Source organism: Kitasatospora arboriphila, assembly GCF_039528095.1.
Lineage (GTDB): Bacteria > Actinomycetota > Actinomycetes > Streptomycetales > Streptomycetaceae > Kitasatospora > Kitasatospora arboriphila.
In genome coordinates this window covers 17,243-36,223 of sequence record NZ_BAAALD010000076.1, presented here as the reverse complement: position 1 = coordinate 36,223, position 18,981 = coordinate 17,243, and the positions used below count along the sequence as shown (strand labels likewise).

The following is an 18,981-nucleotide window of genomic DNA, read 5'->3' as shown; positions in this document are numbered from 1 at the left end:
CCCCGCCCCCCCGGGGGGGGGGGGGGGGCGGCCGCCGGGGCGGCCACCGAGGCCGTCACGGCCGAGACCGCCGCTGCCGCCCCCGTCGCGAACGGCGAGGGCGACACCGACGCGGCCCCGCGCCGCCGTCGCCGCCGCACCCGCAGCGGTGCCGGCGAGGCCGCTGCCGCGGTCACGGCTCCGGCGGAGGGCGCCGTCGCGACCGCGACCGCGACCGCGACCGTCGAGGCTCCGGCCCAGCCGGCCGCCGAGACGGTGCCGGCACCCCGTCGGCGGACCCGTGCCGCGGCCGCCAAGCCGGTGGCCGAGGATGCCGTTGCCGAGGCGACCGACGGCGCAACCGCGGCGACCACCCCGGCCCCGCGTCGGCGGACCCGCAAGGCCGCGGCTCCGGCCGCTGCCGCGGAGGCGGGCACCGAGGCCGCTGCCGAGGCGACCGCGGAGGGCGAGGCCGCGCCGCGCCGCCGTACGCGCACCCGCCGCCCGGTGGCTGCCGCCGAGGCCGTGCAGGAGAGCTGACACGACGCACCGGAGGGCGGGCCCGTTTCGAACGGGCCCGCCCTCGGGCATGTCCGGGGCCCGGCGAACGGGCCCGGCGAACGGGCACGACGCTCGGGCCGCCGTACTCGAAGGGGCCGGGGCGGTGCGGAGCGGTGCGGCGCACGGGTGCGGCCCCGGCCCTCCCGTCCCGCGCGGTTCCCCGCGCCCCTGGCGGGGGCGCCGTGGCGGCGGCGCCTAAGCTCGGAGGACGAGATCCGCCGCCCCGTCTGGAGCCCCTTGCGATGAGCACTCCGCCGTTCCTGGCCCTCCCCCGGTGCGCCCGGGCGCTGCGTCTGGCCACGGCCCGCGGCGAGTTCGCCGCGCTGCTGGCCGAGCCGGAGGGGCCGGTGCGCGGCACGGCCCTGCTGGTGCCCGGGTTCACCGGCAGCAAGGAGGACTTCATCGCGCTGCTGGAGCCGCTGGCCGCGGCCGGGTACCGGGTGGCGGCGGTCGACCAGCGCGGCCAGTACGAGACCGGCGGCCCGGCCGACCCGGAGGCGTACCGGATCGGGGAGCTGGCCCGGGACGTGCGGGCGCTCTCGGCGGAGCTCGGCGACCACGGGCCGCTGCACCTGCTCGGTCACTCGTTCGGCGGACAGGTGGTGCGGGAGGCCGTGTTGGACGCCCGGGGTCCGCTGCCGTGGCGGTCGCTGACCCTGCTGTCGACCGGCCCGGGCGCCATCGACCCGGCCGAGGCGGCCCGCACCAAGCTGCTGCTGGACGCCCTGCCGGTGATGGACCTGGAGGCGATCTGGCAGGTCATGAAGCAGATGGAGGAGGGCAGCGGGGCCGGTCCCGCGCCGCGTCCGGAGATCGCCGAGTTCCTGCACCGCCGGTGGGTGGCGAACGTGCCGCAGGCGCTGTCCGCGATGGGCGGCCACCTGGTGGCGGCCCCGGACCGGGTCGCCGAGCTCGCCGCCGTGCCGCTGCCCGTGCAGGTGGTGTCGGGCGTGCGCGACTACGCGTGGCCGGTCGAGGAGCAGGCGGCGATGGCCCGGCGCCTGGACGCCCCGTACACGGCGGTGCCGGACGCCGGGCACTCCCCCAACGCCGAGCAGCCCGCCGCGACCGCCGCCGCCCTGGCCGCCTTCTGGGGCTGAGACCCAGGCCGCTGAGACCTGGGCCCGACCCGGCCCCGACCCCCTGCCCGCCGGGCCTGCCGCGCCCGGCGGGCAAAATCAGGGACAAAATTGTTTAGCTCGGGTAATATTTGAGTCTGTCCGGGAATCGTTGCGCCACGAGCCCGGTTGCCCCTCACTGCGGCATACGCCGAAACCGGGACTTTACGGACGGGCAACCAGCAGGAATCAGCGGTGCGGCACTGTGAACCCATGAGGCGATGTCGCCTCGGCTGCACGGGCCGCACGGCGCGCGAGGGGGGACGATGCGAGCAGCAGCCGGACGACAGACCCAGCAGGTGCCGGCCGACGACCGGGTGGTCGGCGGCCTGCCGCATCCGCCGCGACCCACGGGGCGGAGAAGGGAGAGGCCCATGCGTTTCGAGATCCTCCGACTGGACGACGCCTCCGGTGTCGCCACCGATCGACTGATCGTCGACGCCGAGACCGTCGGGCAGTACGTGAAGGATGCCGCCGCGACCGGCGAGCGCCTGTACATCCGGCCGTGCAAGAACGTGTGAGCGGAGCCGGACGGGCACCTGCCGCGTCCGACGTTCCGAGACCCGCTGACGCCCCGTCATCCCGAACAGGGACGACGGGGCGTCAGTGCGTCCCCGGACACCCGGTGCGACCAGGGTGGTGTTTGCCGCCGCCCGGGACGGGACATTTCCCAACGGGGCCGAGTGCCCCGACGCGAGGCACCCCGTACGGGTGATCGTCCTTGACGCGGCGGTCCGGAGGGAGGAGCGTTGTCGGCTATGAGGGGCGAGCCCAGCTGCCCGAGGTGCGCCGGTCGGGTCCGCGCCCCCGGGCTCTTCTCCGACACCTGGCAGTGCGACCAGCACGGTGCGGTCCACCCGATGCAGCCGGTGCTGCCGCCCAGCGTCGAGGCCCTGAACGTCGCGGTGGCCCGCTCACAGGTGCCGGTCTGGCTGCCCTGGCCGCTGCCGGTCGGCTGGCTGTTCACCGGGATCGCGCACGTCGGTGACGACCTCTCGGGTGCCCGCGCGACGGCGGTCGCCTGCGCCGGCCCTGCCCCGCTGGGCGGCTTCGGCGAGCTGGTGCTCGTCGCGGAGGAGCTCGGCGTGGGCCTCGGCGCCCGCTACGCCGGCCTGGACGGGCCGGACCCGGGCGAGAGCGTCTCGCTCTACAAGCCGGCCGACGCCAAGCTGATGGCGGCCGGCCGGCCGACGCCGATGTTCCACGTGCCCGACGCCCCGGTCGACCGCGCGGTGTACGTCGGCGAGGCGCGCGGCCTGTGGCTCTGGGCGGTCGCCTGGCCCGAGCAGTCGGCGCTGCTGATGCACGACGAGCTCGTCCTCACCGACCTGAGGGACGCCGGCGCGGAGCTGGGCCTGCTGCCCTGCGGCGCGCTGACCCCGAGGCTGCTGGGCTGACGCACGGGCGGCCACGCGGCCGGCCGTCGGGCCGGTCCGCGGTTCGCCGCCCGGCCCCCGGCGCGCCCGCCGGGCGCACTAGGCTGGGCCGGGCCAGCAGCAGCCCCCCACCGGCCCCTGGAGCCCCTCCCGTGCGCATCGACCTGCACGCCCACAGCAACGCCTCCGACGGCACCGACAGCCCGGCCGAGCTGGTCGCCGCGGCCGTCGCGGCCGGGCTGGACGTGGTGGCCCTGACCGACCACGACACGGTCGCCGGGCACGCCGAGGCCGCGGAGGCCGTCCGGGGCACCGGTCTGACCCTGGTGCCGGGCGCCGAACTCTCCTGCCACGTCGACGGCATCAGCATGCATCTGCTGGCCTACCTGTTCGACCCCGCCGAGCCCGCCTTCGCCGCCGAGCGGGAGCTGGTGCGCACCGACCGGTTCCGGCGCGGGCGGGCGATCGTCGAGCGCTGCCGCGAGCTCGGGGCGCCGATCGACTGGGAGCAGGTGGAGCGGATCGCCGGGGCGGGCTCGGTGGGCCGTCCGCACATCGCCAGCGCCCTGGTCGAGGCGGGCGTGGTGGCCACGGTCTCCGACGCGTTCACCGCCGAGTGGCTGGCCAACGGCGGGCGGGCGGACGTCCGCAAGCACGAGACGGACCCGGTGACCGCCGTCCGGCTGGTGCGGGCGGCGGGCGGCGTCCCGGTGTTCGCGCACCCGGGCGCGGTCAAGCGCGGCCGGACGGTCTCCGACGAGGTGATCGCCGACCTGGCCGCCGCGGGTCTGGGCGGCCTGGAGGTCGACCACACCGACCACGACGGGCCGACCCGGGAGCACCTGCGCGCTCTGGCGGCCGAACTCGGCCTGTTCACCACCGGCTCCTCGGACTACCACGGGCACCGCAAGACCGTCCGGCTCGGCGAGTACACCACCGACCCGGCCGCCTACGAGCAGCTCGTCGGCCAGGCCACCGGGGCCGCACCGATCCGCGGCTGACCCCGGGCACCCCGGGGCCGGCGGCCCGACCCGCCGTCAGTCGCGCCGAACCGGGGCACGGCGCCCCGGAACCGGACAATTCACCCATGGATGCCAGGGTGTTCGGGTCGCTCTTCGTGACCCTCTTCGTGATCATGGACCCGCCGGGCACCATCCCGATCTTCCTGGCGCTCACCTCGGGGCGGGCACACCGGGTGCAGCGGCGGATGGCCTGACAGGCCGCGCTGGTCGCGCTGGGGGTGATCACCTGCTTCGGGCTGTTCGGCCGGCAGATCCTGGACTACCTGCACGTGTCGATCCCGGCCCTGCAGGTCTCCGGCGGCATCCTGCTGCTGCTCATCGCGCTGGACCTGCTGACCGGCAGGATCGCGGAGCCGACCCAGACCAAGGAGGTCAACGTCGCGCTGGTGCCGCCGGGGACGCCGCTGCTGGCCGGGCCCGGCGCGATCGTGGCGGTGATCCTGGCGGTGCAGAAGGCGGACGGCGCCGCGCAGTACGCGGCGGTCTGGGCGGCCATCGCGGCGATCCACGTGGTGCTGTGGCTGACGATGCGTTTCTCGCTGGTGATCATCCGCATCATCAAGGACGGCGGTGTGGTTCTCATCACACGCCTGTCCGGCCTGCTGCTGTCGGCGATCGCCGTGCAACTGGTGGCGAACGGCGTGTTCGCCTTCGTCGACCAGGCCACCTGACCGCCCGTCGGGCGCCCCCGGTCAGTCGAGCGGGACGGCCCGCCGGTTCGGGTCGCGCAGGTCGGTGCCGTGCCGCAGCCACCGCTCCTGGAGCTCGGCGGCGCCGTGCACGCGCTTGTGGCCGGCCTCGTTCGGGGTCATCGGGAGGAGCGGCAGGAAGCGCACCGGCTCGGCCGGTCCGGCGAGTTCGACGTCCTCGACGAGGCCGCCCGGCTCGGCCACCAGGACGGAGGTGAAGGGCGCGCCCTCCCACAGCGGGGCGCCCAGGTCGAGGGAGCCGCCGGGGGCCACCACCAGGCCCTCGACCTGCGGCGTTGCGGCGAAGGTGGCCAGCGTGCGGAGCACGTCGTCGCGCCCTCCGCGGACGGTGAGCACCAACTCGGCGCGGGGGCCGCGCACCGGGTCGGCGACCGCCGCGGTGGGGTCGGCCATCGGGCTCGCGGCCATGCCGAGGGTGGCGTAGCGGACGAGCCCCTCGGCGTCCGGGCCGAAGCGCAGCACCTCGATCCGCTCGGTGCCGAGGAAGGTGACCGAGGCCCGGCCGCTGCTCTCGCCGAAGGTGGTGAGCAGGCGCGCCTCGACGGCCGCCAGCACGGCCGTGCGGGTGAGTTCCGCGGAGCCGCCGGAGGGATCGGAGAAGTCGCCGAACAGCGGGAAGTCGTGGGCCATGCACGCGACCTTAGCGCCCGGGGAGTTGTCGCTTCGCGCACACCCCAGCGGCGGCACGCCGACAACTGTTAGTGTGGGGGGCTGGCTACCGGGGATGCTGACCCTTGGGGCCGCGGCATGAAGGAGGTGGTTGTGGTGGATACCAGCCGACCATGCAGTACCGGCAGCTCTGCCCGGCCTGTCCTTCTCCGCCGCACCCACCCCTGACGAGGTAGTTGAGGCGGCGTCACACCCGGCCGGGAGAGCACCTTCCCGGGCGCCGGGGCGCCCAAACCGAAGTCTTGCCGATTCTTTGGCGATTTCTTGGTGAGCCCCGTCCGACCTGGGCGTCCATCGGTGTTCCTCGCCGTCGCACCACGGCCGTCACCGCCTGCCGTGCGGCGGCTCCTGCCCCAGGAGCCTGCCATGTCGATGATCAACAACCTCCGTGCGGCCGTCCGTCCGCACCGCCGCCGCGACACCTCCTTCGACACCCTCCGTCCGGGCCACGCCCCTTCGGCCGTGGTCGACTGCGCCGTCTACCAGGACGGCAAGCGGGTCGGCGAGAGCTGCAGCCCGCGCGAGGCCGTGGCCCGGGTCAAGCTGTGCCGCCAGCAGGACGCCGGCTCGTTCAGCTGGATCGGCCTGCACGAGCCCACCGAGGCCGAGTTCGAGGGCATCGCCCAGCGCTTCGGCCTGCACCCGCTGGCCGTCGAGGACGCGGTGCACGCGCACCAGCGCCCCAAGGTCGAGCGGTACGACGACGTGCTGTTCGCCGTCTTCAAGACGATCCGCTACGTCGAGCACGACCAGCTCACCCCGACCAGCGAGGTCGTGGAGACGGGCGAGCTCATGGTCTTCGTCGGCCAGGACTTCGTCATCACCGTCCGGCACGGCGGGCACGGTTCGCTGCGCGAGCTGCGGCGCCGGCTGGAGGGCGACGCCGACGGCTCCGGCCTGCTCGCCAAGGGCCCGTCCGCGGTGCTGCACGCCATCGCCGACCACGTGGTCGACAACTACCTGCTGGTCGCCGAGCGGCTGCAGACCGACGTGGACGAGGTCGAGTTCGACGTCTTCGCCGGCAAGGCGGGCCGCGGCGCCGACGTCGGCCGGGTCTACCAGCTCAAGCGCGAGGTGCTGGAGTTCAAGCGGGCGGTGGCGCCGCTGCTGCGTCCGATGCAGCTGCTCTCCGAGCCGATCCAGCGGCTGATCGACCCGGACATCCAGAAGTACTTCCGGGACGTCGCCGACCACCTGGCCCGGGTCACCGAGCAGGTGCACGGCTTCGACGAGCTGCTGAACTCGCTGCTCCAGGCCAACCTGGCGCAGGTGTCGGTGGCGCAGAACGAGGACATGCGCAAGATCACCGCCTGGGCGGCGATCTTCGCGGTGCCGACCATGATCACCGGCATCTACGGCATGAACTTCGACTACATGCCGGAGCTGCACCACAAGTACGGCTATCCGATGGTGCTGGGCAGCGTCGTGGTGATCTGCATCGCCATGTACCGCGGGTTCCGGCGCAACGGGTGGCTCTGACGCCCGGTCGCGCCGGGCGGCCCGTCAGCCGCCCTTCCGGCCGCCCCGGGCGACCAGCACCAGTCCGAGCAGGATCAGGCCGACCGCCGGGTACGCGGCCACCGGCGGCCACTGGCCGAGCCACACGGCCGCGATCAGGGCCGCACCCGGGGTCTCCAGCAGGATCGCCGTCGAGGTGACCGAGGGGCCCAGGGTGCGGACCACCCGGTTGCTCAGCGAGTGCCCGAGCAGCTGGGCGGCCACCATCAGCAGCACGATCTGCCACCACACCCCGGCCGGCCAGCCCGACAGCGGGGAGCCCGCCACCAGGCAGACGCCGAACAGCGCCGCGGCCGTGGTGGTGTAGCAGACCAGCGTGTACGCGGTGGTGCTGACGGTCCGCCGGACCTCGGCGCCGAGCAGCACGTAGCCCGCGGCCGCCGCCCCCGCGCCCAGCGCGAGCGCGTCGCCGAGCAGGGCCCGCGGGGAGAGCGACAGGTCGACGCCGGTGAGCACCAGCACGCCCGCGAAGGCGACCGCCACGCCGATCCGCACCGGCCGCGGCGCCCGCTCGCCCATCAGCCGCAGCAGCAGGATCGTCCACAGCGGGGTGGTGGTGACCAGCGCGGTCGCCGAGGCCACCGAGGTCATCCGCAGGCTGGGCATCCACAGCGCGAAGTGCACCGCGAGCAGCACGCCGGCGGCGACCGCGAGCAGCAGCGCCCGGCGCCCGATGCCGCGCAGTTCGGCGCGGTGCCGCAGCAGCGCGTACGGGCCGAGCACGCCGACCGACATGAAGTTGCGCCAGAAGGCGATGGCCAGCGGCGGCGCGGCGGTGGCGCTGATCAGCGGGGCGGAGAGCGAGATGCCGGCGATGGAGACGGCGAGCAGCATCAGGTCGACCCGCGGCAGCGCCGGCCGGCCCGGTGCGGGGGCGGCGGGACGGAGGTCCGCGGGGGCGGCGGTGGCGGCGGGCCGGGCGGGCACGGCTCTCCTTCGAACGGGTCGGGTGCGACCGTCCTACGGTAAGGCCTCAAATGCACTGACGGCGCTGTCGTCCCGGGTGGTGGGACGAAGCGCCGAGCGGCCTCGGGCCGACCGCCCGCCAGGCCGTACGCTGTGGGCCATGGAGCGTACGACGACCCCCGCCGAGGACTTCCTGGACCGCGCCCTGCTGGAGGAGGCGGCGAAGAAGTCCGGACTGCTCTGGGTCCGCCCGGAGGGCGTGCCGAACGGCCGGGCGCTGTGGCACGCCTGGCACGACGGGGCCGTGGTGGTGGTCGGTGACGGCGGCGAGCAGCCGCTGCACGGGCTGGCCGCGGGCGGCCGGGCCGAGGTGACCGTCCGCAGCAAGGACAAGGGGGGACGGCTCACCGGCTGGCTCGCCGACGTCACCGAGCTCGCCCCGCGGAGCGAGGCCTGGCAGGGCGCCGTCGAGGAGCTCAAGTCCAAGCGGCTCAACGCCCCCGACACCGACACCATCGGCGACCGCTGGGCCCGCGAGTGCCGGGTGCTCCGGCTGGAGCCCGCCGGCGCCCTCACCGAGCGCCCCGGCGCCATGCCGGACGGCTCCCACGCGGCCGTCCCGATGCCGACCGGGGCCACCACCCGCCGCCCGATCCCGGCCGGCCTGCCCAAGCTGCTGCTGGGCCGCCGCAAGGGCTGACGCGCCGACGGCCGGCCGGTCCGACCGCCCACGGGGTCCGCGGACCGCCGGGCGGGGCGGACGCGCCGGGCTGCGGCGGGCCACCGCGGGCTCCGGCCCACTCCCGCAGGTATCTTTGGCGCCGGAGGACGCGCCGGACGCAGCCGTGCGGACGCAGTCGTACGGGCGACGGCGCGACGGACCGCGACCCGTACCGCGGCCGCAGGCCCTACGCGGCCGCACCGACACCAGCGCACCGGCCCGCACCTCGCGGGCCCCGTCCGGAGAGAGGGAGCCGATGGCAGGCGCAGGCAGCCGGGTCTTCATCTCGCACCTCTCCGGGCTCCCGGTCTTCGACCCCAACGGCGACCAGGTGGGCCGCGTCCGCGACGTGGTCGTCTCGCTGCGGATCGGCGGGCGCCCGCCCCGGGTGCTCGGCCTGGTGGTCGAGGTGATCGGCCGCCGGCGGATCTTCCTGCCGATGACCCGGGTGACCAGCCTGGAGTCCGGCCAGGTGCTCGCCACCGGCGTGATCAACCTGCGGCGCTTCGAGCAGCGTCCCTCGGAGACCCTCGTCCTCGCCGAACTGCTGGACCGCACCGTCGTCCGGACGAAGACCGGCGAGGAGGTCACCGTCCTCGACGTGGCCATGGTGCAGGCCCGGCTGCGCGAGTGGGAGATCCGCAAGGTCTTCGTGCAGGTCGGCCGGGTCGGCCGGCTGCGCAAGGCGCGCGGCGAGTCGCTGACCCTCGACTGGTCCGAGCTCACCGGCTTCTCCCTCACCGAGGAGGGCCAGGGCGCCGCCAACCTGCTCGCCACCTTCGAGCAGCTCCGCCCGGCCGACCTCGCCAACGTGATGCACCACCTGTCGGCGAAGCGCCGCGCCGAGGTCGCCGCCGCCCTCGACGACGACCGGCTCGCCGACGTCCTGGAGGAGCTGCCCGAGGACGACCAGGTCGAGATCATCGGCAAGCTCAAGGAGGAGCGGGCCGCGGACGTCCTGGAGGCGATGGACCCGGACGACGCCGCCGACCTGCTCTCCGACCTCCCCGCGGAGGACGCCGAGCGGCTGCTGCGGCTGATGGAGCCGGAGGACGCGGCCTCGGTGCGCCGCCTGCTCTCCTACGAGGAGGACACCGCCGGCGGTCTGATGACGACCGAGCCGATCGTGCTGGAGCCGGACGCGACCGTCGCCGAGGCGCTCGCCCGGGTGCGGATCGCCGAGAACAAGCCGGCCCTCGCCGCGCAGGTCTACGTCTGCCGTCCGCCGAACGAGACCCCGACCGGCAAGTACCTTGGCACGGTGCACTTCCAGCGGCTGCTGCGCGAGCCGCCGTTCACCCTGGTCGGCTCGCTGGTCGACGACGACCTCGACCCGCTGCCGCCGGACACCCCGCTGCCGCTGGTCACCAGCTACCTGGCCGCCTACAACCTGGTCGCCGCGCCGGTCGTGGACGAGGCCGACCACCTGGTCGGCGCGGTCACCGTCGACGACGTCCTGGACCACCTGCTGCCGGAGGACTGGCGCGAGGCGTCCCTGCACGCGGCCGAGAGCGAGACCGTCCATGGATGACCGCAAGCGGGAGGACCGCAAGGGCCGCCGCGACGACAGCCCCCGCCAGCGCATCCAGGGCGAGCTGCGGGAGCTGCGGCAGCTGCGCGAGCTGCGGGCCCGCGAGGGCGTCCGCCCGCAGCGGCCCGAGGGCGGCACCGGACGCAGCCGGCTGGACCAGCCGCGCACCGGCCGCCGCGCCCTCATCCCGATGCCGACCTACGACCCGGAGGCCTTCGGCAAGCTCTCCGAGCGGATCGCCCGCTTCCTGGGCACCGGCCGCTTCATCGTCTGGATGTCGGTCGTCATCGTCGCCTGGGTGGTCTGGAACACCCTGCTGCCGGCGACCGTCCGCTTCGACGAGTACCCCTTCATCTTCCTGACCCTGATGCTCTCGCTGCAGGCCTCGTACGCGGCGCCGCTGATCCTGCTCGCGCAGAACCGCCAGGACGACCGGGACCGCGTCAACATGGAACAGGACCGCGCCCGCAGCGACCGCAACATCGCCGACACCGAGTACCTGACCCGGGAGGTCGCCGCGCTGCGGCAGGGCCTCGGCGAGGTCGCCACCCGCGACTTCGTGCGCTCCGAGCTGATGGCGCTGCTCAAGGAGCTCGACGATCGGCGGGAGAGCCGCGACCTGGTGTGAGGCCCGGGCGCCGGGCGCCGGCGCCGGCCGTGACCTCGTGTGACGGGCGGCACGCTACCGGCGAGTCGGGGTCCGTCCGCGGCGCCGTACCATCAAGGCATGGCCAACGAGACCGAGATTGCCGCAGGCGTGACGGAGGAGTCCGTCCGCAAGGCGCTGGCGACCGTCAACGACCCGGAGATCAACCGCCCGATCACCGAGATCGGCATGGTGAAATCCGTCGAGATCGCCGAGGGCGGCGCCGTGAGGGTCGGCGTGTACCTCACCGTCTCGGGCTGTCCGATGCGCGAGACGATCACCAACCGGGTGACCGACGCGGTCGCGAAGGTGCCCGGTGTCACCGGTGTCGAGGTCGAGCTCGACGTGATGAGCGACGAGCAGCGCAAGGAGCTCTCGCAGCTGCTGCGCGGCGGCGCGCCCGAGCGCGAGATCCCCTTCGCCAAGCCGGGCACGCTCACCCGGGTCTACGCGGTCGCCTCCGGCAAGGGCGGCGTCGGCAAGTCCTCGGTCACGGTCAACCTGGCGGCGGCGATGGCCGCGGACGGCCTCAAGGTCGCCGTGGTCGACGCCGACATCTACGGCCACAGCGTGCCCCGCATGCTCGGGGTCGAGGGCCGGCCCACCCAGGTCCAGGACATGATCATGCCGCCGTCGGCGAACGGCGTGAAGGTCATCTCGATCGGCATGTTCACCCCGGGCAACACCCCGGTGGTGTGGCGCGGCCCCATGCTGCACCGCGCGCTGCAGCAGTTCCTGGCCGACGTGTACTGGGGCGACCTCGACGTCCTGCTGCTGGACCTGCCGCCCGGCACCGGCGACATCGCGATCTCCGTGGCCCAGCTGGTGCCCAACGCCGAGATCCTGATCGTCACCACCCCGCAGATGGCCGCCGCGGAGGTCGCCGAGCGGGCCGGCACCATCGCGCTGCAGACCCACCAGAAGATCGTCGGCGTCATCGAGAACATGTCGGGCATGCCCTGCCCGCACTGCGACGAGATGATCGACGTCTTCGGCACCGGCGGCGGCCAGACCGTCGCGGACGCCCTCACCCGGAGCGTCGGCGCCACCGTGCCGGTGCTCGGCTCGATCCCGATCGACGTCCGCCTGCGCGAGGGCGGCGACGACGGCCGCCCGGTCGTCCTGTCGAACCCCGAGTCCCCGGCCGGCGCCGCCCTGCGGTCCGTCGCCGGCAAGCTCGGCGGCCGCCAGCGCGGCCTGTCCGGCCTGTCCCTGGGTCTCACCCCCAAGAACAAGTTCTAGCGGACGCACAGGGGCGCGGGGCCGCACCGCGGGAGGCACACCGTGCCGTCCCGTCGTGCGGACCCCGCGCCCCTTCGTGCTGCCCGGACGGCGCGGCCAGCCGGTGGCCGGTCAGCGGCCGTTGTAGGCGGTGAGGTCGGGGACGACGCCGAAGCCGATCCCGTAGGCGCTGATGCCGCGGCCGTAGGCGCCGAGCAGGACGCCCGGGGCCTCGCCGGCCAGCACCCAGCCGTACTCGGACTCGCGGTAGCGGAAGGGCTGCGGCAGGCCGTTCACCGGCAGGGTGAGGGCGGACCAGCCGGGGCCCTCCAGGTCGTCCGCGAGGTCCCAGGCGAGCCCGGTCTGCTGGTCGAGCCAGTCCTGCCGCAGCGAGCGGTCGAGCTGGCCCGGCGGCACGGTGGCGATCAGGCCGGAGCCGGCCAGCCAGGCGGCGCTGGAGGCGGAGGTCGCCTCCAGCGTGCCGGTGTTGTCGGCGCTGCGGCGGCCGGGGCGGCGGGCGACCGTCACCACCACGGCGAAGCGGCCGGCCTCCCGCGACCCGTACGGTCTGGCGGGCTCGTCGCCGTGGCCGAGCGAGCCGTAGTCGGTGCCGGCGCCCTGGCCGGCGCGGCCCGCGCCGACCGGGAACGGCCAGCGGCGGCCCGTCCAGCCCTCGTCGAGCCCGTACCAGGGGAAGTCGGCCTCCAGGTAGGGCGTCAGCGGGTCGGCGGACCCGGCCCGGGCGCCCACCACGGGCGCCGTCCGCCCGCCCGGGGCGACCGTCCCGCCCGCTCGGCTCGTCACGTCCATCGCCGGCCTCCTCCGTGCACCTGTCTCCTGCGGCGGCGTTCCATGGTGGCGCACCGGGCGCGCCGCCGGGTGCGGTCGGCCGCCGACACGTCGTGGCGTGACCGACGGCACAGTGGATCCGGCCTGCGGTCAACCTGAACACCATAGCGGCGCGGACGCCGACGCCCCGCCCGGCGAAGCGGCCCGGGCGGGGCGTGGGAGGTGTGCAACGGCGCGCGGCCGCACCGGGTCGCGTCAGGTGGCGTCCAGGTCGAACGGCGGGCGCTCACCGGCGGCGAGCGGCGCACTCGTCTCGGCGGGGGCGCTCTTGGTGAGGTCCGGGGTGGCGGCGACCCGCCGCGGCGCCTCGTCGTTGAGGGCGGACTTGAAGTCGAGGCCGTCCTTGAGCTCCTTGAAGCCCAGCGGGTCCTCGTTGCCGCCCATCAGCTGCTTGCGGACGAAGGTCTTCGGGTGCAGGTCGGTGAACTCGAAGTCCTGGAACTCCGGGCCCAGCTCGCTGCGGATGTCGTCCTTGGCGCTGTCCGCGAAGGACCGGACCTTGCGGATGAAGCCCATGGTGTCCTGGATGAGCTTCGGCAGCTTGTCCGGCCCGAAGATGACGATGGCCATGACGGCCAGCGCGACGACCTCCAGTGGGCCTATGTCACTGAACACGTACGCTCCCAGCTCCTGATGGACAACCCGACGAGCTCGGCGGCAGCCGTCGCCACCAGGGTAATGGCCGCCGGCCGGTCTGTGACCCCGCCACCTGCGGATTGCGGTCCAGACCACCCGGCGGCCCGGTGCGTGCGCCCCGACGGCCCAGCGCGCGTGTGCCCTAACGGAGCAGGTTGTGCGGACCGAGGCGGTTCACGCCGGCGTCGGCCGGGCCGGGCTGGGGGAGGTAGCCGGGCGGCGCCGAGGCCATGGCGGGGACCGGGAAGTCGGCCGGCAGCTGCGCGTTGACCGGGACGGCGGCGCCGCCCGGGTTGCTCACCGGGCTGACCCGGGTGCCGTGCTGGTCCTCGCCGCCGACGGCCGAGGGGCCGCCCACACCGGCCAGGGTGACCGCGGCCACCGAGAAGGCACCGGCCGCGGCGAACACGAAGCGGCGCCCGAACGGCGTCGGACCGGGCCGGGCCGCCGCCGCGGCGGGCTCGGGCAGCACGCCAGCCCGTCCGCGGGAGGGCTGCTCGGCGCGGCGTCCGCGCGGCTCGGTGAGGCTGCGCAGCGCGGCCGCCGGACGGGCGGCGGAGGGCACCAGGGAGAGCCGGTTGCCCGGCGTCGGCAGCCCCGGCCGGCCGGCCCGCGGGTCGACCCCGGGGATCGGCGTCCCGGCGCCGAGCGCACCCGAGCCGAAGGAGGCGCCGGCGCCGCGGCCGAAGGAGCCGCCGGTGAGCCGGCTGCCGCCGAGGGTGCCGGGGACTGCCGGCATGCCGCCGCCCGGGCCGGAGCCGTCCTCGTCCTCGGGAAGGGCGGCGACGGCGAGCAGCCGCGCCATCAGCGTCGAGGAGGGGCCCGGGTTGTCGGTGCGGGTCAGCAGGTGCTTGACCGCGCGGCCCTCGTCGGCCTCGGCGAGGCAGTCGGGGCAGGTGGCGAGGTGCGCCTGGACGCGCTCGCGGGAGTCGTGGCCGAGTTCGCCGTCGAGGTAGGCGGAGAGGCGGTCGCCGAGATGGTGCTCCTCCGCGGGCTCGGCGGGGCGCACGGCGACGGCCCGCGGTGCGGCGGGCTCGGCGGCGGGGTGCTCCGCCGGGGCGGCGGGGGCCTGCGGGTGGTCGGCCCGGCGGCCGAGCTGGGCCCAGGAGGGGCCGCGCCGGGACCGGCCGGTCGGCTCGGGCCCGCCCTGGTGGGCGTCGGCGTTCACGAGCCCCTCCGGTCCAGGCCGCCCGGAGAGCCGGGATCGGCGCCGACCGGGACGGGCTCGGCGGAGCCGCCGCGGCGCAGCCGGCCCGGGGCGACGCCCGGCGCCCGGTGCTTGAGGGCGGCGCGCAGGTGCGAGCGGCCGCGGTGGATCCGGCTGCGGACCGTCCCGAGCTTGACCCCGAGGGTGGCCGCGATCTCCTCGTAGGAGAGGCCCTCGATGTCGCACAGCACCACGGCGGCGCGGAACTCGGGGGCGAGGGTGTCGAGCGCCTGCTGGACGTCGGCGTCGAAGTGGGTGTCGCTGAAGTGCTGGGCCGGGCTGGGCTCGCGGCTGGGGAGGCGCTCGGCGGCGTCCTCGGCGAGGGCGTCGAAGCGGATCCGCTGGCGGCGGCGCACCATGTCCAGGAACAGGTTGGTGGTGATGCGGTGCAGCCAGCCCTCGAAGGTGCCGGGGGTGTAGGTGGAGAGCGAGCGGAAGACCCGGACGAAGACCTCCTGCGTGAGGTCCTCGGCGTCGTGCTGATTGCCCGTCAGCCGGTAGGCCAGGCGGTAGACCCGGGCGCTGTGCGCCTCGACGATCTCCTCCCAGGTCGGCGGGGTCCAGCTCTGCGCGTCGGGGCCCTCGGCGAAGGTCGCGAGCGCGGCCGGCTCGGCCGCGGCCCCGGCCGCCTCGGTGGTCGCGTCCTGGGGGGAGTGCGCGGGCTGGTTCATCACGGGCTTCGGCGTACGGGCCGACGAGGTGCGGCGTGGATCGCGCTGCACGGGGACGTCGCCCTCGGCCACACCTCCTCGGTCGGCTCTTCTGCCCAGCAGGGCCACCACCATATCCACCTCGCCCGTCAGATCCGGATAAAGTGCACGACCCCCTCCGCCGCCGCCCCGGCGGGGCCGCGCGGACGGCGTCGTGCGCACCCCGATCGCCAAGTCCTGTTCCCATCAACGGCCCGCCGCCGAACGCGGTTCCCGGTCGGCCAGTAATCTGTGGCTGAAAATGTCGACATCGGGTCGGCATCAGGCGTTCCGGAGAGGCAGCCATCACCGAGTTCGGGCCCGAGCGGGCGGCTCTCGCCGACACCTACGTCGGCGAGGACGCGGTGCTGACCTACGCCCGGGCCCAGTCGGCGCGGGCCGGAATACGCGCGATCGGGCCGAGCGGCGGAGCCTTCCTGCGGCTGCTGGCGGCCGCGCTGGACGCCAAGTCGGTCGCCGAGATCGGCACCGGCACCGGCGTCTCGGGGGTCTACCTGCTGCGCGGGATGCGGCCGGACGGCGTGCTGACGACCGTCGACACCGAGCCGGTGCGCCAGCAGTGCGCGCGGGAGGCGTACCTCGCGGCCGGCTTCGCCCCCAACCGGGCGCGGTTCATCCCGGGCCGGGCGCTGGACGTGCTGCCGCGGCTCGCGGACGGCCAGTACGACCTGGTGTTCTGCGACGGTGACCCGGCCGAGTCCCGCGCCTACCTCGCAGAATCGTTGCGGCTGCTGCGGCCGGGCGGGATCGTCTGCTTCGAGGGGGTCTTCCAGGAGGGCCGGTTGGCCGAACCGGACCTCGACGACCCGCAGACCCACGCGGTGCGCGAGCTCGTCCGGGACGTCCGGGAGAGCGACCGGCTGCTGCCCGCGCTGCTGCCGGTCAGTGACGGGCTGCTCTGCGCCGTCAAGCGCTGACAGGGCGTCCGGCGGGCGTGTCGGCCGGGTCCCGCGGGTCAGTCCCGCAGGTCAGCCGTCAGGCTGTCCCGGCGCGGGCCGCGCAGGTGTCCGGGCACGGCACAGGGCCCGGATTCTGGCGCGAATCCGGGCCCTGTCGGCATCTCCAGGAGATGAGGGGAGCACCCGCTGCGGTCAGCCGCAGGCCTTCTTCAGGGCCTCGCCCAGGGCATCCGCCTCATCGGGCGTCAGCTCCACCACCAGGCGACCGCCGCCCTCGAGCGGAACTCGCATGATGATGCCCCGCCCCTCTTTGGTGACCTCGAGCGGGCCGTCACCCGTCCGCGGCTTCATGGCCGCCATGCTCGTTCCCCTTCCTGCAACCGCTCAGCTACGTACCGGAGGTCCGTCCACCACCGGTATCGAACGCATTGATCGGAAGCCATTATCCCGCATCCCGCACCCCGATGACCAACATCACTCTCCGCGCAACCGTGCCCGCACCCGCCCAAACCGTCCGACAACCTGCCCAAAGCCCCATTTCGCCGGTGCTCGGCACGACATTCGAAGGTGCGGTACCTCACACTCCCCAGCCGGCCCCGCGCTCCGTCATGCTGAGTCCGTGGCCGAGGCCACGAGCCGCGGCGCCGCCGTGCCACCCACCACGACCAGGGGAGCCCTCACCCGATGTCCGACTCCGTGCTGTACGAGCTCGACGGCGGCCTGGCCGTCATCACCATCAACCGCCCGGACGCGATGAACGCGCTCGACACGGCGACCAAGGTGGCGCTGCGCGACACCGTCACCGAGGCCGCGAACGACCCGGCGGTGCGGGCCGTGCTGCTGACCGGCGCCGGGGACCGGGCGTTCTGCGTCGGGCAGGACCTCAAGGAGCACCTGGGCCTGCTCAAGCGGGCCGAGGAGACCGGCGAGGGCGCGCTGAAGACCGTCTCCGAGCACTACAACCCGCTGCTGCGGGCGCTCGCCGGGATGGCCAAGCCGACCGTGGCCGCGGTGAACGGGGTGGCGGCCGGTGCAGGCGCCGGGCTGGCCTTCGCCTGCGACTTCCGGATCGTCGCCGACACCGCCGGCTTCAACACCTCCTTCGTCGGCGTCGCACTGACCGCCGACTCGGGCGTCTCCTGGACGCTGCCGCGGCTGGTCGGCCACGCCCGCGCCACCGAGCTGCTGATGCTCCCCCGCACGGTGAAGTCGGACGAGGCGCTCGGCCTGGGCCTCGCCACCAGGGTGGTGCCGACCGCCGAACTCGCCGCCACCGCACGGGCCTTCGCCGCAGAGCTGGCGGCCGGCCCGACGGTGGCCTACGCCGCCGTCAAGGAGTCGCTGGCGTACGCCGCCTCGCACTCCTTCAGCGAGCTGCTGGAGAAGGAGGACGAGCTGCAGACCCGGGCCGGCGAGAGCGAGGACCACCGGATCGCCGTCCGGGCCTTCGTCGCCAAGGAGAAGCCGGCCTACGTCGGGCGCTGACCGGCGGCCGCCCCGCGCGCGTGACAGTCCGCCAGGTGGTCGTCGACCAGGCCGCAGGCCTGCATCAGCGCGTAGGCGGTGGTCGGGCCGACGAAGCGGAAGCCGCGCTTCTTGAGCTCCTTGGCCAGTGCGGTGGACTCCGGGGTCACGGCCGGCACCTCGGCGAGCGTGCGGGGGGCCGGCCGGGCCGGGTCGGCGGCGAACCGCCAGACCAGCTCGTCCAGGCCGCCGTCCAGGTCGAGGGCGGCGCGGGCGTTGGCCACCGTCGCCTCGATCTTGGCCCGGTTGCGGATGATGCCGGTGTCCTGCAGCAGCCGCTCGGTGTCGGCCGGGCCGTACGCGGCGACCGCGGCGATGTCGAAGCCCGCGAACGCGGCCCGGAAGCCCTCCCGGCGGCGCAGGATGGTGATCCAGGACAGCCCGGACTGGAAGGCCTCCAGGCTGATCCGCTCGAACAGGGCGGCGTCGCCGTGCACCGGCCGGCCCCACTCGGTGTCGTGGTAGAGGCGGTAGTCGTCCGCGGACTCGCCCCAGCCGCAGCGCAGCAGCCCGTCGGGGCCGAGGACGGCGCCGGTCACGACTGCTCCGGTCCGTGCTTCTTGAAGAGGTCGGCGCGCGGGTCCGCGGGCCGCTCGTCGGCCGTCCGCTCGTCGGCCGCCTGCTCCGGCAGCGGCTCGTCCTGCGGCTGCGCGGCCGGTGCGGTCCGGGGCTCGGCGGGCTCGGCGGGCTCGACCACCGCGGCGAAGGCCTCCAGCCCCGGCAGCGGCTCGTCCTGCGGCTGCCCGGGCGCCGGCTCCACCGCGCCCCGGACGACCGCGGCGGCCTCCAGCTCGGCGATCCGCGCGTCCCGCAGCGAGAGCTCCGCGCCGAGCCGGTCGAGTACGTTGTCGACCTCGTCCATGCGGTAGCCGCGCAGCGCCATCGGCAGCCGCAGTTCGTCCACGTCGTGCCGGCCGAGCGGCCGGTCCTGCGGCAGCCGGGCGGTGATCCGGTCGGGCAGCGCCTCCGGAAGCGTGCCGCCGCCACCGAGCGCCACCAGCGCCGCACCGCCGACCACCACGGCCATCGCCGCCACGATCACCCAGAACACGAGCCGCCTCCGTCAGTCACCGGCCCGTCTCCGGCAATGGTGGGATCATGGTCCCCGGACAGGCCGGGGCCCATCATTGCACCCGGGCGAGCTGTGGAGGAGATTCCGGTGGCACTGCGCCTTGGCC

General features: G+C 74.9%; 20 protein-coding genes and 2 pseudogenes. 13 read left to right on the top strand and 9 right to left on the bottom strand.

Going from position 1 to position 18,981, the window contains the following annotated elements; translation table 11 throughout:
• From ABD353_RS29575 to ABD353_RS29550, 6 genes and pseudogenes are all read left to right on the top strand, one after another.
• Positions 1-519: pseudogene (locus ABD353_RS29575) on the top strand (hypothetical protein); the annotation flags it as partial.
• Positions 520-782: 263 nt separating this feature from the next.
• Positions 783-1,640, top strand: coding sequence for an alpha/beta fold hydrolase (locus ABD353_RS29570; RefSeq protein WP_344626747.1), 858 nt, complete (start codon positions 783-785; stop codon positions 1,638-1,640).
• A gap of 392 nt (positions 1,641-2,032) precedes the next feature.
• Positions 2,033-2,179 (top strand): hypothetical protein, encoded by a 147-nt coding sequence (locus ABD353_RS29565; protein WP_263103774.1) that lies wholly within the window; start codon positions 2,033-2,035, stop codon positions 2,177-2,179.
• Between the two features lie 237 nt (positions 2,180-2,416).
• Complete coding sequence (locus tag ABD353_RS29560; protein ID WP_344626746.1) at positions 2,417-3,055, top strand: DUF6758 family protein; 639 nt, start codon at positions 2,417-2,419, stop codon at positions 3,053-3,055.
• A gap of 131 nt (positions 3,056-3,186) precedes the next feature.
• Positions 3,187-4,035 carry a PHP domain-containing protein gene (locus ABD353_RS29555; RefSeq protein ID WP_344626745.1) on the top strand — a complete coding sequence of 283 codons (849 nt, stop codon included), beginning with the start codon at positions 3,187-3,189 and terminating at the stop codon, positions 4,033-4,035.
• A gap of 86 nt (positions 4,036-4,121) precedes the next feature.
• Positions 4,122-4,727: pseudogene (locus ABD353_RS29550) on the top strand (MarC family protein).
• A 21-nt stretch (positions 4,728-4,748) separates the two neighbouring features.
• Here the strand turns inward: ABD353_RS29550 and ABD353_RS29545 are convergent.
• A complete protein-coding gene (locus tag ABD353_RS29545) occupies positions 4,749-5,396 on the bottom strand; it encodes a suppressor of fused domain protein (protein WP_344626744.1) in 648 nt (215 codons plus the stop codon).
• Positions 5,397-5,801: 405 nt separating this feature from the next.
• On the opposite strand from ABD353_RS29545, the gene corA reads away from it, so the two are divergent.
• Positions 5,802-6,914, top strand: a complete 1,113-nt coding sequence (gene corA / locus ABD353_RS29540; RefSeq protein WP_263103779.1) for a magnesium/cobalt transporter CorA — start codon at positions 5,802-5,804, stop codon at positions 6,912-6,914.
• A gap of 24 nt (positions 6,915-6,938) precedes the next feature.
• Here the strand turns inward: corA and ABD353_RS29535 are convergent, their stop codons facing one another.
• A complete protein-coding gene (locus ABD353_RS29535; protein WP_425555280.1) occupies positions 6,939-7,880 on the bottom strand; it encodes a DMT family transporter in 942 nt (313 codons plus the stop codon).
• Between the two features lie 139 nt (positions 7,881-8,019).
• On the opposite strand from ABD353_RS29535, the gene ABD353_RS29530 reads away from it, so the two are divergent.
• From ABD353_RS29530 to ABD353_RS29515, 4 genes are all read left to right on the top strand, one after another.
• Complete coding sequence (locus ABD353_RS29530) at positions 8,020-8,559, top strand: hypothetical protein (RefSeq protein ID WP_344626743.1); 540 nt, start codon at positions 8,020-8,022, stop codon at positions 8,557-8,559.
• A 277-nt stretch (positions 8,560-8,836) separates the two neighbouring features.
• Positions 8,837-10,111 carry a magnesium transporter MgtE N-terminal domain-containing protein gene (locus tag ABD353_RS29525; protein WP_344626742.1) on the top strand — a complete coding sequence of 425 codons (1,275 nt, stop codon included), beginning with the start codon at positions 8,837-8,839 and terminating at the stop codon, positions 10,109-10,111.
• Positions 10,104-10,739 carry a DUF1003 domain-containing protein gene (locus ABD353_RS29520; RefSeq protein ID WP_344626741.1) on the top strand — a complete coding sequence of 212 codons (636 nt, stop codon included), beginning with the start codon at positions 10,104-10,106 and terminating at the stop codon, positions 10,737-10,739. The genes ABD353_RS29525 and ABD353_RS29520 overlap by 8 nt, the downstream gene beginning before the upstream one ends.
• A 99-nt stretch (positions 10,740-10,838) precedes the next feature.
• Complete coding sequence (locus tag ABD353_RS29515; protein WP_344626740.1) at positions 10,839-11,999, top strand: Mrp/NBP35 family ATP-binding protein; 1,161 nt, start codon at positions 10,839-10,841, stop codon at positions 11,997-11,999.
• Positions 12,000-12,110: 111 nt separating this feature from the next.
• On the opposite strand, the gene ABD353_RS29510 is transcribed toward ABD353_RS29515, so the two are convergent.
• From ABD353_RS29510 to sigE, 4 genes are all read right to left on the bottom strand, one after another.
• Complete coding sequence (locus ABD353_RS29510; RefSeq protein ID WP_344626739.1) at positions 12,111-12,788, bottom strand: hypothetical protein; 678 nt, start codon at positions 12,786-12,788, stop codon at positions 12,111-12,113.
• Between the two features lie 234 nt (positions 12,789-13,022).
• The gene (locus ABD353_RS29505; RefSeq protein ID WP_344626738.1) at positions 13,023-13,442 is read right to left on the bottom strand and encodes a sec-independent translocase; all 420 of its coding nucleotides are present in this window, start codon (positions 13,440-13,442) and stop codon (positions 13,023-13,025) included.
• Positions 13,443-13,605: 163 nt separating this feature from the next.
• Positions 13,606-14,631 (bottom strand): zf-HC2 domain-containing protein, encoded by a 1,026-nt coding sequence (locus tag ABD353_RS29500; protein WP_344626737.1) that lies wholly within the window; start codon positions 14,629-14,631, stop codon positions 13,606-13,608.
• The gene (gene sigE / locus ABD353_RS29495; RefSeq protein ID WP_425555281.1) at positions 14,628-15,341 is read right to left on the bottom strand and encodes an RNA polymerase sigma factor SigE; all 714 of its coding nucleotides are present in this window, start codon (positions 15,339-15,341) and stop codon (positions 14,628-14,630) included. The genes ABD353_RS29500 and sigE overlap by 4 nt, the downstream gene beginning before the upstream one ends.
• 299 nt (positions 15,342-15,640) lie before the next feature.
• Here sigE and ABD353_RS29490 point away from each other — a divergent pair, with 299 nt between their 5' ends.
• Entirely contained in the window at positions 15,641-16,297 is a 657-nt protein-coding gene (locus ABD353_RS29490) for an O-methyltransferase (RefSeq protein WP_263107973.1), read from the top strand.
• A 174-nt stretch (positions 16,298-16,471) separates the two neighbouring features.
• Here the strand turns inward: ABD353_RS29490 and ABD353_RS29485 are convergent, their stop codons facing one another.
• Positions 16,472-16,639, bottom strand: a complete 168-nt coding sequence (locus ABD353_RS29485; protein ID WP_014137929.1) for a DUF3117 domain-containing protein — start codon at positions 16,637-16,639, stop codon at positions 16,472-16,474.
• A 324-nt stretch (positions 16,640-16,963) separates the two neighbouring features.
• Here ABD353_RS29485 and ABD353_RS29480 point away from each other — a divergent pair, with 324 nt between their 5' ends.
• Positions 16,964-17,764 carry an enoyl-CoA hydratase-related protein gene (locus ABD353_RS29480; protein WP_344626735.1) on the top strand — a complete coding sequence of 267 codons (801 nt, stop codon included), beginning with the start codon at positions 16,964-16,966 and terminating at the stop codon, positions 17,762-17,764.
• Here the strand turns inward: ABD353_RS29480 and ABD353_RS29475 are convergent.
• A complete protein-coding gene (locus tag ABD353_RS29475; protein WP_344626734.1) occupies positions 17,749-18,342 on the bottom strand; it encodes a DNA-3-methyladenine glycosylase I in 594 nt (197 codons plus the stop codon). The genes ABD353_RS29480 and ABD353_RS29475 overlap by 16 nt on opposite strands.
• Entirely contained in the window at positions 18,339-18,854 is a 516-nt protein-coding gene (locus ABD353_RS29470; RefSeq protein ID WP_344626733.1) for a DivIVA domain-containing protein, read from the bottom strand. The genes ABD353_RS29475 and ABD353_RS29470 overlap by 4 nt, the downstream gene beginning before the upstream one ends.
• Positions 18,855-18,981 lie beyond the last annotated feature (127 nt).